Raw genomic sequence first — 16694 nt, 5'->3', positions numbered from 1 at the left:
TGTATAAATCTGACTAAAAATATAGAAAAACTCAAATATAAAAAGGTATTCAATTAAAAATGGAGAAGTAATATATATGAAAGGAGAGATTCATATGAGTAAAGGGAAAAAGAAAGTTAAGCAAACTAGTTTTCTGGTGAATTTTTTGAACGGCAAGGGGAGTCTCGTGAAATTTTAATAGTATTATAGTTATCCCCTTGTGAAAAAATTGGTTGGGGGAATATATAAATGATAACAGAAATGAATATTAAAGTAGTTTGTGAGGAACAGTTTTCAAATAGAGAAATAAAAATTTTAGAGACGTTTCTTTCAACTCTATCGGGGCATTCTAACGCTTTCGTTACAAAAGAGGGGATGTTTTTAAATCCTTTAAGTAAAGAGAAGAGTGTGGTCTATTATCACAATTTTGTATTTGTAAAATCACTTACAGAAGAAAAGTGTGCAGAATTAAAAGAAGTTTTAACAAGACGTATTAAAAACGCTTTCGTTATGATGGAATTTGTAGAGCCAATCGTTACATTTGAAGAAACAATTATAAACGTATAAAGAAAATCAGCCTTATGAATTGACCTAATAAAACCTTCTCTTTACTAAATAGTAAAGAGAAGGTTTTATTACAGCCCAGTTTAATTTACGAAAATACAACAACTCAATTCAAATAGTACGTGTATTAACAAAGGCTGACAATGATTTCATTTGTGTTCTACTATTTAAAGTTCAATTCAAAGATGGTTGTCAAACAGATATTCATATAGGCCGAATTTTTGAAAGTAAAGTTTTTAATAAGATAGGTATAGATGAGAAGTCATTCTGAGATTAAAGAGGACACTATAGGATTGTAACCATTACACTTTTAATGTAATGGTTTTTTTCATGCAAACAACCAGAAACTTCGAAAAGAAGTTATATATATTCGTATCCAATTAAGTAGGGAACCTTTTGTTTGCATAAGGTAATCAAAATTTGACTGGAGCAAAGAAATTAGGTGGGAGTCGGGCTGCCCGTAAACATCTGATTGGTGTGGCCTAATAATCAATGAGAGGTGAATAAAATCCTACAGATTAAAGTTTCACTAAATGAAAAAGATTTCAAAAACACTTGTAAGCCGTACTTATATAACACAATACGAACGGCCGCTACGTATTTAATAAGTAGTTCTTTGTATTTCACCCTTCGTTTTCTGTAACTGATTTCATATTTTTGACGCTTTGTATTGTAAGTGCTTACATAAGCGGAAACATCTTATACAATGAAGTTGTCAAATCAAAGAGGTGGACAAAATGAACATAAAAAAATCAAATGTAGCGAATAGCATTGAAATAGAAGGAGGAGGCGGGATAATATGAAAAAATCAACTGTTAATCCATGGCTTGTTGTCCTTGGTACAGTCATAGTACAAATGGGGCTTGGAACGATATATACTTGGAGCTTGTTCAATCAGCCTTTAGTTAGTAAATTTGGTTGGAGTCTGAATGCTGTTGCTATAACTTTCTCGATTACAAGCCTTTCTTTAGCGTTTTCAACATTGTTTGCGAGTAAATTGCAAGAAAAATGGGGACTTCGTAAACTCATTATGATAGCTGGACTAGCATTAGGACTAGGATTAATACTTAGTTCACAAGCTTCCTCATTAATATTGCTTTATGTATTAGCAGGAGTTGTCGTAGGGTATGCAGATGGTACAGCATATATCACTTCACTATCGAATTTAATTAAGTGGTTTCCAGAGCGTAAAGGTTTAATTGCTGGTATATCTGTCTCTGCATATGGTTCAGGTAGCCTAATCTTTAAATACATAAACGCACAGTTGATTGAATCAGTTGGTGTATCACAAGCGTTTATATACTGGGGTTTAATTGTTACAGCTATGATTGTGATTGGCGCTTGTTTAATCCATCAAGCTGCTGATCAAGGGGCAGTTCATGAAACAAAAACGCAGGAATATACAACGAAAGAAATGCTAGGTACAAAACAAGTATACTTATTATTTATTATGTTATTTACATCATGTATGAGTGGCTTATACTTAATTGGCATGGTAAAAGACATCGGTGTTCAACTTGTAGGGCTTAGCGCAACAACAGCAGCTAATGCAGTGGCTATGGTTGCAATCTTCAATACATTAGGTCGTATTATTCTAGGACCGTTATCAGATAAAATCGGCCGTTTAAAAATCGTTACTGGTACTTTTGTTGCTATGGCGACTTCAGTCTTGGTCCTAAGTTTCGTAGATTTAAATTATGGTATCTACTTCGTCTGTGTAGCAAGTGTAGCGTTTTGCTTTGGCGGAAATATCACTATTTTCCCAGCTATTGTTGGTGATTTCTTCGGCATGAAAAATCATAGTAAAAACTACGGAATTGTGTATCAAGGATTCGGGTTTGGAGCGCTTGCAGGTTCCTTTATCGGTGCAATTCTAGGTGGATTTAAACCAACTTTCATGGTGATCGGCGTATTATGTGTCGTGTCATTTATTATCGCAATTTTAATTCAAGCACCTAATAAGAAAAAAGAAAAAGAAGAAGAATATCGCAGTGTAGCGTAACGATTTAAACCTTCTATGGCACTACGATAAGAAAAAGCACTCTATGAAATAGGGTGCTTTTTTCTATATGAACTTTTTTAAATTATTTTTCCCTACCAAGTCCTTGTAATCGACGTAATGATACGAATAAAAGCGCGAGTAAAACATCAATTTGGATTATATTAGGATTTTATTAAGGGATGCATAATATAGGAAAATCTAAATAAATCTTAGATTATACATAGAATATTTATTGAGAAATGAAAGATGTAAAATAAAATATTTTCAGAAAAATGTTGAGAAAAGAAAAAATGAATTTTTGGTAAAGCATTGTAGGCGAAGAAATCTACAAGTTATCTTTTTGAATTTCAAAAAGATGATAAGGAATTATGGATTTATTTTGTATCCTTTATTACAGCCCGTAAAACCCCCAATGAATAAAGTTGCACTTTATTTAAAGTACTTTTTAATGCTTATAGATGTAGACTTACATAGAAACATAAAAAATATTTTGTCTGAAAAATAAAAAAAGATTGACAAGATTATTGAGAAACATTATCATTTCGATGTAAGAGCAGTAAATGAAAAACATTATCAATTAATTGCATTTTAATGAAAAATACACTTGACCAATTAGTTTAGTAAGTGTATTATTTTTTACATTACCAATGATAATGAAAATCGTTATCATTTAATTTGTTTCATTAGATTAATTTTTATATGAAAGGATAGAGGAAATGAATGCAGGGGAATTTGATGGAAAAACCGTTTTCGTAACAGGTGCAGCGCAAGGTATAGGTAGTGTTGTAGCAAAAATGTTTTTAGAAAGAGGGGCTACAGTTATTGCGGTTGATCAAAATGAAGAAGGGTTAAATGTGTTATTAAATCATGATGCATCATATGAAACGCGTATGAAGACATTTCATTTAGATGTGAGTGATAGCAATGCTGTTGAAGAGGTAGTAAACCGAATTGAAAATGACATAGCGCCTATAGATATATTAGTAAATGTCGCAGGAGTTTTACGAATGGGAGCGATTAACTCTTTAAGTGATGAAGATTGGCATAAAACATTCTCTGTAAATACTACAGGAGTTTTCTATATATCTCGATCGGTAAGTAAACGTATGATGGTAAGAAAATCAGGGGCAATTGTTACAGTTGGCTCAAATGCAGCAAATACTCCGAGAATGGAAATGGCTGCGTATGCTGCATCAAAAGCTGCAACGACAATGTTCATGAAATGTTTAGGATTAGAGCTTGCATCATACAATATTCGCTGCAACTTAGTTTCTCCTGGTTCTACTGAAACTGAAATGCAAAGGTTACTATGGGCTGATGAGAATGGAGCTAAAAATATAATTGCTGGTTCCCAAAATACATATAGAATCGGTATACCATTACAAAAAATTGCACAACCTTCAGAAATTGCTGAAGCAGTATTGTTTTTAGCTTCTGATAAAGCGAGTCATATTACAATGCACAATTTATGTGTCGATGGCGGAGCTACATTAGGAGTTTAATAAAAAATTCAGGAGGTTTTCATACTATGAATGAACTTACAGCCGTAAAGGAACTGTCAGAAAAATTATTAGAAGATTATAAGACTGAATCTTCGTTCTTTTTCGCTTCACCAACTCGAACGATATTGACAGAAGGAGAGGTTACTACAGTAAAACATCATGAAATTGAAAGTTTTCCAGAACTTGTACAAGCGGTATTAAGTAATGCAAAACAATCCGGAAATCCGAATCCTATCGTTGTTGGTGCTTTGCCTTTTGATCGTAGAAAAGAAGTTCAACTTATTGTACCGGAATATTGCAGAATTACTGAGCGTTTACAGTTGGAGACAACAAATGAGATAAAACCAAATGAGAAACTGACATTTGAAATGACACCGGTTCCAGCTTCTGAAACTTATATGAATGGTGTGAAGCAAGGGATTGAAAAAATTCAGGATGGAGATTTAAAGAAAATCGTTCTATCTAGATCGTTAGATGTTAAATCTTCAGAGAAGATTGATAAACAAAAACTACTTCGCGAATTAGCAGAGCATAATAAGCACGGTTATACATTTGCTGTGAATTTACCGAAAGATGAAAAAGAGAACAATAAGACATTAATTGGAGCAAGCCCTGAATTGCTTGTTTCACGTAGTGGTATGCAAGTCGTTTCTAATCCATTAGCTGGTTCAAGACCAAGAAGTGACGATCCAGCTGAAGATAAAAGAAGAGCAGAGGAACTACTCTCTTCACCAAAAGATTTACATGAACATGCGGTAGTAGTTGAAGCGGTTGCTGCTGCGCTTCGTCCGTATTGTCATACATTGCATGTGCCAGAAAAACCATCAGTTATTCATAGTGAAACAATGTGGCATTTGTCTACCGAAGTGAAAGGTGAACTTAAGAATCCAAATACTTCTTCTTTACAATTAGCAATTGCTCTCCATCCTACGCCAGCAGTTTGCGGAACTCCAATGGAAGCAGCAAGAGAGGCTATTCAAAAAATTGAGCCATTTGACCGTGAATTCTTTACAGGAATGTTAGGGTGGAGCGATCTAAATGGAGATGGCGAATGGATTGTTACAATTCGTTGTGCGGAAGTGCAAGAGAATACACTTCGTTTATATGCAGGAGCTGGAGTTGTTGCTGAGTCAAAACCAGAAGATGAGCTAGCAGAAACATCAGCTAAGTTCCAAACAATGCTGAAGGCTTTAGGGTTAAGAGATAATTCGTTGAATGAAAAATAGGGGGAAGAAAGAATGTTAACAGGTTATACGGAATGGCCAAAAGAATTCGTCGATCGTTACCGAGAAGAAGGGTGTTGGCTTGGTGAAACATTTGGCGGAGTGTTAAGAGAGCGTGCTGAAAAATATGGAGATCAGATTGCAGTTGTAAGCGGTAATAAGCATATAACGTATAGTGAACTTGATAAAAAGGTAGATCGCTTAGCTTCAGGTTTACTGAATGTAGGAATAAAGAAAGAAGACCGAGTTGTAATCCAGTTACCTAATATTATAGAGTTTTTCGAAATATGTTTTGCACTATTTCGAATTGGAGCGCTTCCTGTTTTTGCGCTACCTTCACATCGAAGCAGTGAAATTAGTTATTTTTGTGAGTTTGGCGAGGCGAGCGCTTACGTTATTTCAGATAAGGCTCTCGGTTTTGATTATCGAAAACTAGCAAGAGAAGTGAAAGAGAAAGTGCCAACTTTACAACATGTAATTGTAGTGGGAGAAGAAGAAGAGTTTGTGAACATAAATGATCTGTATATGGATCCCGTCTCATTACCAGAAGTTCAGCCAAGTGATGTTGCGTTTCTTCAATTATCAGGAGGGACAACAGGACTTTCTAAATTAATTCCTAGAACACATGATGACTATATTTATAGTTTACGTGTTAGTGCTGAAATTTGTAATTTAAATGCAGAAAGTGTCTATATGGCCGTTCTTCCAGTAGCACACAATTACCCGATGAGTTCTCCAGGAACATTTGGAACTTTCTATGCGGGTGGAAAGGTAGTGTTGGCAACTGGAGGGAGTCCAGACGAGGCATTTGCTCTTATAGAAAAAGAAAAAGTGACGATTACAGCGCTCGTTCCACCATTAGCAATGATTTGGCTTGATGCTGCATCTTCCCGTAATAACGATTTATCGAGCTTGCAAGTGATTCAAGTAGGTGGCGCGAAATTTAGTGCCGAAGTTGCGAAGCGTATTCGTCCTACATTTGGATGTACGTTACAGCAAGTGTTTGGTATGGCAGAAGGGCTAGTAAATTACACAAGATTAAATGATCCGGAAGAAATCATTATTCATACACAAGGTAGACCGATGTCTACATCCGATGAAGTAAAGGTTGTTGATGAAAATGATAACGATGTAAAACCGGGTGAAGTAGGTAGTTTATTAACACGAGGTCCATATACAATTCGTGGTTATTATAAAGCGGAAGAGCATAATGCACGATCATTTACAAAGGATGGATTTTATCGCACAGGTGATCTTGTAAAAGTAAATGAACAAGGTTACATCATTGTAGAAGGAAGAGATAAAGATCAAATTAATCGTGGTGGTGAGAAAGTTGCTGCGGAAGAGGTTGAAAATCATCTATTAGCACATGATGCAGTACATGATGTAGCAATTGTATCTATGCCTGACGATTATTTAGGTGAACGCACCTGTGCTTTTGTTATAGCTCGCGGACAAGTTCCAACTGTAAGTGAATTAAAAATGTTTTTAAGAGAACGTGGTATAGCGGCTTATAAAATTCCAGATCGAATTGAATTTATTGAATCATTCCCGCAAACAGGAGTCGGAAAAGTCAGCAAAAAAGAACTACGTAAAGTCATTGCTGAAAAACTTATTACAGTAAAACAATAATAAAAACCGGAAGGAAGTGATTAGATGGCTATCCCATCTATTTCAGTATATAAAATGCCAATTGAATCAGAACTACCAAAAAATAAAGTGAATTGGACACCAGACCCGAAACGTGCAGTACTTTTAATTCATGACATGCAAGAATATTTTCTTGATGCATATAGCGATAAAGAATCACCAAAAGTAGAACTTATTTCAAATATTAAAATGATAAGAGAAAAATGTAAACAACTTGGTATACCAGTTGTTTATACAGCGCAACCTGGTGGACAAACGTTAGAACAAAGAGGTTTATTACAAGACTTTTGGGGTGACGGTATTCCTGCTGGACCAGATAAAAAGAAAATTGTTGATGAACTTACTCCTGATGAGGATGATATATTCCTAACAAAATGGAGATATAGTGCATTTAAAAAGACAAATCTATTAGAAATTTTAAATGAACAAGGAAGAAATCAACTCATTATTTGCGGTATTTATGCGCATATTGGATGCCTTTTAACAGCTTGTGAAGCATTTATGGATGGTATAGAGCCGTTCTTTGTAGCAGATGCAGTTGCTGATTTTTCACTAGAGCATCATAAACAAGCATTGGAGTATGCATCTAATAGATGCGCAGTAACGACATCAACAAACCTATTGTTAAAAGATTTACAAAGTGTAAAAGGTGATGAGAGTGAAGGAATCACTATACAGGAAGTACATGAACTAGTTGCACAACTACTTCGTGAGCCAGTAGAGAGTATTGATATTGATGAGGACTTATTAAATAGAGGGCTTGATTCGGTCAGAATTATGAGTTTAGTAGAGAAGTGGCGTCGTGAAGGGAAAGAAATCACGTTTGCAGATTTAGCAGAACGTCCAACTGTTGCAGGTTGGTACAGCTTACTATCTTCACAAACAGCACAGGTGCTGTAACAAATAGACTACATAATAAAGGGGTAGTAAAGAATGCCTAACAGTCAAAAGATTCGTCATTCGTTATCATCTGCGCAGTCTGGTATGTGGTTTGCGCAACAATTAGATCCGCTTAATCCGATATATAATACTGGGGAATATGTAGAAATAAACGGGAATATTCATCAAGACATTTTTGAATTAGCTGTACGTAAAGTTGTAATGGAAGCAGAAGCACTTCATGTTCGCTTCGAAGAGGATGAAATTGGCCCATGGCAAGTTATTGAAGAATCACAGTTTCATATGCATTTTATTGACGTTCGTAAAGAAGAAAATCCTGAAGAAGCTGCTAAAGTATGGATGAAAAATGATTTATCTATGCCAGTCGATTTGAAAAAAGATACTTTATTTACTGAAGCACTTATTCAAGTTGAAAATAATCGTTTCTTTTGGTATCAGCGCATCCATCACATTGTGATGGATGGCTATGGATTTTCACTTCTTAGCCAAAAGATAGCGAATGAGTATACATCACTTATAGAAGAAACAAACAAGAATGAAAAGCCATTTGGTTCTCTTGCAAAAGTTGTGCAAGAAGATATTGAGTATCGTGAGTCTAAACAATTTCAGGAAGATCGTACTTTTTGGTTAGAAAAATTTGCGGATGAACCAGAAGTTGTAAGTTTGGCAGAACGAGCACCGAGAACATCAAATGGATTTTCACGAGAAACAGCTTATTTATCTAGTTCTAGCACGAAAACTTTACTAGAAGAAATCAATATTTCGTTAACAAGTTGGCCGGAATTCATTGTCGCTGTAACAAGTATTTATATGCATAAATTAACAGGTGAAAATGATATTGTTTTAGGTTTACCAATGATGGGACGTCTAGGTTCTGTATCTATTCATACACCTAGTATGGTAATGAATTTAGTTCCACTTCGTATTACAGTAACTCCAAATATAACTCTTGCGGAATTATTGCAACAAGTTTCTAAAGAAATCCGAGATGTACGTCGCCATCATAAATACCGTCATGAGGAATTAAGAAGAGACTTAAAGTTACTAGGTGAAAATCAAAGGTTGTTTGGACCGTTAGTGAATGTTATGCCATTTGATTACGGGCTTAATTTTGCTGGGAAGCGTGGTATTACGCATAACTTATCAGCAGGACCTGTCGATGATTTATCGATAAATGTATATAAACGTTTTGATCAAAAGGAGTTAATGATTCATTTTGATGCGAATCCCGAAGTATATAATGGCGCGGAGCTAGCATTGCATAAAGAAAGATTTATGAATCTATTTGAATTAGTAATAAATAATTATGAGAAAAACGAGTCTATTGGAAAAATAAACATTACTCTGCCTGAAGAAAACCATAAAGTTTTATTGGAATGGAATGAAACGAAGGAAGATGATGAGTTAATCAGTCTACCTATATCATTTGAAAAACAAGTGCAAAAAAATCCAAATAAACTAGCGATTACTTGTGACGGTGTAAACCTTACGTATAAAGAGCTAAATGAACGAGCGAATGAACTAGCACATTATTTAGTAGAAGAAGGCATACGACCAAACCAGTTTGTAGCTTTAGTATTCCCTAGATCAATAGAAATGGTAGTTAGTATGCTAGCGGTCTTAAAGGCTGGTGCAGCATATTTACCAATAGATCCAGAATACCCAGCAGAAAGAGTTAATTATATAGTAAATGATGCAAAACTAGTTTGTATCATAACACATTCATCTGTTTCATCTAAGTTAGTTATAGAAAATGATATGAAAAAAATTGTATTAGATGAAGAAGAAACGAAACTAGCGTTACATACATATTCTCGTATGAATATAGCATGTAAGAATGATGTATCACTTTTAAACCCAGCCTATACAATATATACTTCAGGCTCAACAGGAAACCCAAAAGGTGTAATTGTTCCTATGAGAGGTTTAAGTAACTTTTTAATGGCTATGCAACAAAAGTTTTCATTAAATGAAAATGATCATTTATTAGCAGTTACAACTTTTGCGTTTGATATTTCTGCTCTAGAAATTTATTTACCTCTTATTAGTGGCGCAAGTTTAACAATTGCGCAAAAAGAAGACATACAAGAGCCATCAGCATTAACGACACTTTTACAAGAAGAAAGAGTGACCATTATGCAGGCTACACCGACGCTTTGGCAGGCGTTAGTAACTGATTATCCAGAAAAGCTACAAGGGCTAAACATACTTGTTGGTGGTGAAGCTCTTCCAGCGTATTTAGCAAATAAATTAAAAGAATTAGGTTGCTCAATAACTAATTTATATGGACCAACTGAAACGACGATTTGGTCTACTTTCATGAACATTGATGAAAGTGAAAAGGGTATACCACCTATTGGAAAGCCAATTTGCAATACAGAAGTGTATGTATTGGATGCAGGATTACAACCTGTTCCACCTGAAGTTATCGGTGAATTATATATTGCAGGAGAAGGAATCGCAAGCGGATATTTAGGAAAACCTGCGTTAACGGCTGAACGATTTGTTGCAAATCCATATGGAGAACCAGGGAAGCTTATGTACCGCACAGGTGATCTTGTGAAATGGCGTAACGACGGTGTGCTAGAGTACATGAGTCGCGCAGATCATCAAATAAAAATTCGTGGTTTCCGAATTGAATTAGCTGAAATTGAAACGGTATTACAACGACATGAAAATATTCAACAAGCGGTAGTGATGGTACGAGAAGATCGTCCAAATGATAAACGCATCATTGCGTATATCGTTGCAGAAGAAAAGGAACCGATTAATCTTTCAGAAATTCGTTCTTATGTTTCAGAAAGTTTAGCGAATTATATGATACCATCGGCATTTGTTGTGCTAGAAGAATTACCATTAACGCCAAATGGTAAGGTTGACAGAAAGAAATTACCTGCTCCTGATTTTAATGGAATGAACAATGAGAGAGTTGCTAGAAATCCGAAAGAAGAAATATTATGTGATTTATTTGCAGAAGTACTTGGTGTTTCTCGAATTAACATTGATGATAATTTCTTTGAAATGGGTGGACATTCACTTCTCGCATCTCGTTTAATGGCAAGAATTCGTGAAACGTTAAGTGTGGAATTAGGAATCGGGAAACTATTTGAATCACCAACTGTTGCCGAACTGGCGAAACAATTAAACCATGCAAAAAGTGCAAGACCAGCTATTCAGAAAGCAAGTAGGCCAAATGAAGTTCCACTTTCATTTGCACAGCGCAGGTTATGGTTCTTAAATTGTTTAGAAGGTCCAAGTCCTACTTATAATATTCCGCTAGTCATTCGTATGAATGGAATATTGAATCGGCAAGCATTACAAGGTGCTTTTTATGATGTAGTTGAGAAACATGAAACACTTAGAACAATTTTCCCTAACGTATTAGGTAGTTCCTATCAGAAAATTTTAGATATGGAAAACTTAAATCTAGAAATGGTTATAACTAATACATGTAAAGATGAATTAGAAAGTGTACTTTCAGAGGCGGTAAGATATAGCTTTAACCTCGATTTTGAGCCGGCAGTTCGTTTGCAACTTTTTACAGTGAGTGAAAACGAACATGTATTATTAATTCTATTACATCATATTGTAGGTGATGGCTGGTCATTACAGCCGTTAACGAGAGATTTTACAGCGGCGTATAAAGCACGATGTCAAGGTGACAGAGTTCAGCTGGAGACACTACCAGTTCAATACGCAGATTATGCACTTTGGCAACAGCAATTGCTAGGTGATGAAACGACACCAGAAAGTCTTATTTCAACACAATTAGATTTTTGGAAAGAAGAACTTAAAGGTTTACCAGACCAAATGGAGTTGCCTACAGATTACCAGCGTCCGGTGGAAACGAGTTATCGCGGGGAAACAATTCATTTTCATATAGATGAAGGTATGCATAGTAGGTTAGTAGAGCTTGGTCGTAAAAATGGGGTTAGTTTGTTTATGGTATTGCAAGCAGGACTTAGTGCACTATTTACAAGATTAGGTGCAGGCACTGATATACCAATTGGAAGTCCGATTGCTGGAAGAAATGATGATGTACTTTCAGATATTGTTGGTTTATTTGTAAATACATTAGTGTTACGTACAAATACGTCAGGAGATCCAAGTTTTAAAGAATTATTAAATAGAGTGAAGCAGGTAAATCTTGCAGCTTATGAAAATCAAGATGTTCCATTTGAAAGGCTTGTTGAAGTGTTAAATCCAGTACGTACTCGAAACAGCCACCCGTTGTTTCAAGTTATGTTGGCTTTTCAAAATACACCAGAAGCAACGTTTAATGCACCAGATTTAGAAGCGAGCCTTGAAATTCAAAGCGTTGGTTCTGCAAAATTTGATTTAACATTTGAAATTAGTGAGAGTAACGAGGTTGATGGTACTCCGAACGGTTTACATGGATTACTAGAGTTTAGTACCGATTTATATAAACGTGAAACGGTTCAAAAACTAATAGAACGATTCATTTTGTTATTAGATGATGCAGCTACAAATCCGAATCAATCAATTGGCAGATTAGAAATATTAACTGTAGCAGAGAAAAATACAGTATTAGAAAAGTGGAATGGTGGTTTTCAAATTGCACCAGAAATGACATTGCCACAATTGTTTGAAAAGCAGGCTCATATAAATCCAAATTCTATAGCTGTTGTCTTTGAAGATAAGAAATTAACTTATGAAAAGTTAAATAGAAAAGCAAATAAAATAGCTCGATTCCTAATAGCAAAAGGGGTTGGTCCTGATCAACTCGTTGCTTTAGCGATGCCAAGATCATTAAACATGGTTGTAAGCTTACTTGCTGTTCTTAAAGCAGGTGCCGGATACCTTCCGTTAGATCCAGATTATCCGTCAGATCGTATTTCATTTATGCTACACGATGCGAAACCATCATGTGTATTAACAAATTCAAGTGTAGAAATTGAATGTGATGAGTCACTAAAGATTTTAGTTGATGATGTGAACGTAATGGAAAAAATTGAGAAATATAGTGAAGACAATATTGATGAAATGGAGTGCCTGAAGCCGTTATCTCCTTCACATATTGCTTACGTTATTTATACGTCAGGCTCAACAGGTAGACCGAAAGGAGTTATGATACCTCATCAAAATGTAGTAAGACTTTTAGGAGCAACCGATCATTGGTTCCAATTTGACGCAGACGATGTGTGGACGATGTTCCATTCATACGCTTTTGATTTCTCGGTTTGGGAAATTTGGGGACCTTTATTATATGGAGGGCGTTTAGTTGTAGTACCACATACTGTAAGTCGCTCGCCGAAAGAATTTTTACAGCTTCTTGTTAAGGAAAAGGTTACTGTTTTAAACCAAACTCCATCAGCGTTCTATCAATTGATGCAAGCAGATCGTGAAAATGAAGAGGTTGGTCAAAAACTATCTTTACGATATGTTGTTTTTGGTGGAGAAGCACTTGAACTAAGTCGATTAGAAGATTGGTATAGTCGTCATCCTCATAACGCACCGAAACTTATTAATATGTACGGTATAACGGAGACGACGGTACATGTTAGTTATATTGAGTTAGATGAGAGTATCGTTTCTTTACGAGCAAATAGTTTAATCGGGTGCAGTATACCAGATCTTAAAGTATACGTATTAGATAACTATTTACAACCAGTGCCGCCAGGAGTAGTTGGAGAAATGTATGTTGCAGGTGCTGGACTAGCTCGTGGATATTTAGGAAGAGCAGGATTAACGGCTGAACGTTTTATCGCAGATCCATTTGGTAAACCTGGTACAAGAATGTATCGCACAGGAGACTTAGCGCGCTGGCGTCAAGATGGGACGTTAGATTATATAGGACGTGCAGATCATCAAATTAAAATTCGTGGATTCCGAATTGAATTAGGGGAAATAGAAGCGGTCATAATGAAACATGATAAAGTTGAACAAGTGGCTGTTATTGTCCGGGAGGATCAACCAGGGGATAAACGATTAGTTGCTTATATCGTCGCATCAAATAATGAAACGATTGATACGAATGAAATGCGTCAGCATGCTAGTGGTAGTTTACCAGATTATATGGTTCCATACGCTTTTGTAGTAGTAAATGAGTTACCTTTAACTCCAAACGGTAAATTAGATAGAAAGGCATTGCCAGCTCCAGAGTTTATTGCATCATCATCTAGCCGCGGACCGAGAACACCGCAAGAAGAAATGTTATGTGACTTGTTTACAGAAGTTTTAAGTGTGTCTCAAATTGGAATTGATGATGGATTCTTTGATCTTGGTGGTCATTCACTTCTTGCAGTGCAGCTTATGAGTCGTATGAAAGAGGCACTTGGCGTTGAACTGAATATTGGAACTTTATTTGCAGCACCTACTGTTGCGGGGCTTGCTGAAAGGCTTGAGATTGGGAATGGTCAAAGTGCACTTGATGTATTGCTTCCATTACGAGCAAGCGGGGATCAATTACCACTATTTTGTGTACATCCAGCAGGTGGATTAAGTTGGTGCTATGCAGGACTTATGAAATCTTTAGGAACAGATTATCCAATCTATGGTGTACAAGCACGTGGTATCGCTGAAAATGAAGAACTTCCAAAAAGTTTAGAGGAGATGGCGGCGGATTACTTGAAACATGTTCGTGAAATACAGCCTCATGGACCATATCGTTTATTAGGTTGGTCGCTTGGAGGAAATGTTGTGCATGCAATGGCGGCGCAACTACAAAATGAAGGAGAAGAAGTAGAATTACTCGTTATGCTTGATTCTTATCCTGGACACTTCTTACCGAATACGGAAGCGCCTACTGAAGAGGAAGCGTTAATCGCATTACTTGCTTTAGGCGGATATGACCCAGACAACATGGATGGTAAACCACTTACAATGGAAAGTGCAGTTGAAATCCTTCGTAAAGATGGAAGTGCATTAGCAAGTCTTGAAGAAGAGACTATATTGAACTTGAAAGAAACATATGTAAATTCAGTAGGGTTGTTAGGGAAATATGTACCGAAAGTTTATAACGGGGATATTTTATTCTTTAGGTCTACTGTTATACCAGACTGGTTTGATCCTATTTCTCCAAATACATGGCTAAATTATTTAGATGGAGATATCGTGCAACATGATATTGATTGTAGACATAAAGATTTATGTCAGCCAGGGCCGCTTACAGAAATTGGGCAAGTACTAGCGAAATATTTACAGAATAAGAAAGGGGTAAATAGAGTATGACGAATCCATTTGAAAATGATAATTACACATATAAAGTATTAATGAATGAGGAGGGCCAGTATTCTCTCTGGCCTGCCTTTCTCGATGTACCAATTGGATGGAATGTCGTACATGAAGAAGCTAGCAGACAAGTTTGCTTAGAATGCGTTGAAGTAAACTGGAATGATTTAGAGCCAAAAAAAAATCAAATTAGCGAAAAAATATTAGTAGGAAAACAATAATGAAAGTAAAAATAAATCCAAAAGTAGTTATAAGCATCGTGTATATAACAGCGATGTTTATGGCTGCGATGGATGCAACAATTGTGAATGTAGCATTGCAAACGATAAGCAAAGAACTGCAAGTACCCCCATCTGCAATGGGGACAGTAAATGTTGGGTATTTAGTTAGCTTAGCTGTTTTTCTTCCGATTTCCGGTTGGTTAGGCGATCGTTTTGGTACGAAAAGAGTATTTTTAACTGCCCTTTTCGTTTTTACAATTGCATCTGCATTATGTGGAATTGCGAATGATATTACTTCATTAAATATTTTTCGTATCATTCAAGGTGCTGGTGGCGGACTTTTAACACCGGTCGGGATGGCGATGTTATTCCGAACATTTTCACCAGAGGAAAGACCAAAAATTTCTCGATTTATTGTACTGCCAATTGCTGTTGCACCAGCGATTGGACCAATTATTGGTGGTTTCTTTGTAGATCAAATGTCTTGGCGCTGGGCATTTTATATTAATTTGCCGTTTGGTATTATTGCGTTGCTATTTGGACTTCTATTTTTAGCAGAGCATATTGAAAAATCAGCTGGTCGTTTTGATTCTCTCGGTTTTGTTCTTTCAGCACCAGGTTTTGCGATGCTCATCTATGCACTCAGTCAAGGGCCGTCAAAAGGATGGATTTCTCCAGAAATAATAAGTACTGGGATAGCTGGGATTGTATTCATTTCACTGTTTATAATAGTAGAATTGAAAGTAAAGCAACCGATGTTAGATTTACGCTTATTAAAAGAACCCGTTTTTAGAAAAATGAGTCTCATATCCTTGTTTTCATCTGCTGGTTTACTTGGAATGCTATTTGTTTTTCCGCTTATGTATCAAAATGTAATCGGAGTTTCTGCGCTGGAATCAGGTCTTACGACATTCCCAGAGGCGATTGGATTAATGATTTCTTCGCAAATTGTACCATGGACGTATAAGAAATTAGGTGCTCGAAAGGTAATCTCTATTGGACTAATAAGTACCGCGGTTATATTTGTATTATTAAGTTTTGTAAATCATGATACGAATCCATGGCAAATACGGGCATTATTGTTTGGCATAGGTATTTTCTTAGGGCAGTCTGTCGGTGCAGTTCAATTTTCTGCTTTTAACAATATCACACCATCTTCTATGGGTAGAGCAACTACTATATTCAATGTGCAAAACCGATTAGGATCTGCAATAGGAGTTGCTGTTTTAGCTAGTATACTGTCTGGTTTTGGAAGTAATAACGTACAGAATAACGCACAATCAGATTTCTTGCCATATCAAGCGGCATTAATTGGATCAGCACTATTTTTACTTATAGCATTACTATTTTCTTTACGTATTTCTGATAAAGAGGTAATGTCAAAGAAGAAAGAAAAAATGTTATCCGTATCACAAAAAGAGAAAGAACTCGTCAATGAATAGCAATATATGTATGCTACTTT

At 36.0% G+C, this 16694-nt stretch carries 9 protein-coding genes; all 9 read left to right on the top strand.

What is annotated here, in order from left to right:
• Positions 1-228 precede the first annotated feature (228 nt).
• The 9 genes from A6J74_RS05305 to A6J74_RS05265 all read left to right on the top strand — a co-directional run bounded on the left by A6J74_RS05305 (position 229) and on the right by A6J74_RS05265 (position 16674).
• Positions 229-546, top strand: a complete 318-nt coding sequence (locus A6J74_RS05305; RefSeq protein WP_000627296.1) for a hypothetical protein — start codon at positions 229-231, stop codon at positions 544-546.
• A 796-nt stretch (positions 547-1342) separates the two neighbouring features.
• A complete protein-coding gene (locus A6J74_RS05300) occupies positions 1343-2545 on the top strand; it encodes an L-lactate MFS transporter (protein ID WP_000750116.1) in 1203 nt (400 codons plus the stop codon).
• A gap of 716 nt (positions 2546-3261) precedes the next feature.
• Entirely contained in the window at positions 3262-4047 is a 786-nt protein-coding gene (gene dhbA / locus A6J74_RS05295) for a 2,3-dihydro-2,3-dihydroxybenzoate dehydrogenase (RefSeq protein WP_000991101.1), read from the top strand.
• 26 nt (positions 4048-4073) lie between these two features.
• Positions 4074-5273 (top strand): isochorismate synthase DhbC, encoded by a 1200-nt coding sequence (gene dhbC, locus A6J74_RS05290; RefSeq protein WP_001004385.1) that lies wholly within the window; start codon positions 4074-4076, stop codon positions 5271-5273.
• A gap of 12 nt (positions 5274-5285) precedes the next feature.
• On the top strand, positions 5286-6902 hold the full coding sequence (locus A6J74_RS05285) for a (2,3-dihydroxybenzoyl)adenylate synthase (protein WP_000955332.1): 1617 nt from the start codon (positions 5286-5288) through the stop codon (positions 6900-6902).
• 24 nt (positions 6903-6926) lie between these two features.
• The gene (locus A6J74_RS05280) at positions 6927-7820 is read left to right on the top strand and encodes an isochorismatase family protein (protein ID WP_001007270.1); all 894 of its coding nucleotides are present in this window, start codon (positions 6927-6929) and stop codon (positions 7818-7820) included.
• 33 nt (positions 7821-7853) lie between these two features.
• On the top strand, positions 7854-15011 hold the full coding sequence (locus tag A6J74_RS05275) for an amino acid adenylation domain-containing protein (RefSeq protein ID WP_080609406.1): 7158 nt from the start codon (positions 7854-7856) through the stop codon (positions 15009-15011).
• A complete protein-coding gene (locus tag A6J74_RS05270; protein ID WP_000184074.1) occupies positions 15008-15232 on the top strand; it encodes an MbtH family protein in 225 nt (74 codons plus the stop codon). Before A6J74_RS05275 ends, A6J74_RS05270 begins: the two co-directional genes overlap by 4 nt.
• A complete protein-coding gene (locus A6J74_RS05265; RefSeq protein WP_000865164.1) occupies positions 15232-16674 on the top strand; it encodes an MDR family MFS transporter in 1443 nt (480 codons plus the stop codon). The genes A6J74_RS05270 and A6J74_RS05265 overlap by 1 nt, the downstream gene beginning before the upstream one ends.
• Positions 16675-16694 lie beyond the last annotated feature (20 nt).

The organism is Bacillus sp. FDAARGOS_235 (genome assembly GCF_002073415.2).
GTDB lineage: Bacteria > Bacillota > Bacilli > Bacillales > Bacillaceae_G > Bacillus_A > Bacillus_A toyonensis.
The sequence above is the reverse complement of the archived record's forward strand: the minus strand, read 5'-3'. Positions and strand labels throughout refer to the sequence as shown.

Bases quoted from the DNA above. Each gene is read 5' to 3' on its own strand.
- A6J74_RS05305 (WP_000627296.1), top strand. From the start codon at position 229: ATGATAACAGAAATGAATATTAAAGTAGTTTGTGAGGAACAGTTTTCA.
- A6J74_RS05300 (WP_000750116.1), top strand. From the start codon at position 1,343: ATGAAAAAATCAACTGTTAATCCATGGCTTGTTGTCCTTGGTACAGTC.
- dhbA (WP_000991101.1), top strand. From the start codon at position 3,262: ATGAATGCAGGGGAATTTGATGGAAAAACCGTTTTCGTAACAGGTGCA.
- dhbC (WP_001004385.1), top strand. From the start codon at position 4,074: ATGAATGAACTTACAGCCGTAAAGGAACTGTCAGAAAAATTATTAGAA.
- A6J74_RS05285 (WP_000955332.1), top strand. From the start codon at position 5,286: ATGTTAACAGGTTATACGGAATGGCCAAAAGAATTCGTCGATCGTTAC.
- A6J74_RS05280 (WP_001007270.1), top strand. From the start codon at position 6,927: ATGGCTATCCCATCTATTTCAGTATATAAAATGCCAATTGAATCAGAA.
- A6J74_RS05275 (WP_080609406.1), top strand. From the start codon at position 7,854: ATGCCTAACAGTCAAAAGATTCGTCATTCGTTATCATCTGCGCAGTCT.
- A6J74_RS05270 (WP_000184074.1), top strand. From the start codon at position 15,008: ATGACGAATCCATTTGAAAATGATAATTACACATATAAAGTATTAATG.
- A6J74_RS05265 (WP_000865164.1), top strand. From the start codon at position 15,232: ATGAAAGTAAAAATAAATCCAAAAGTAGTTATAAGCATCGTGTATATA.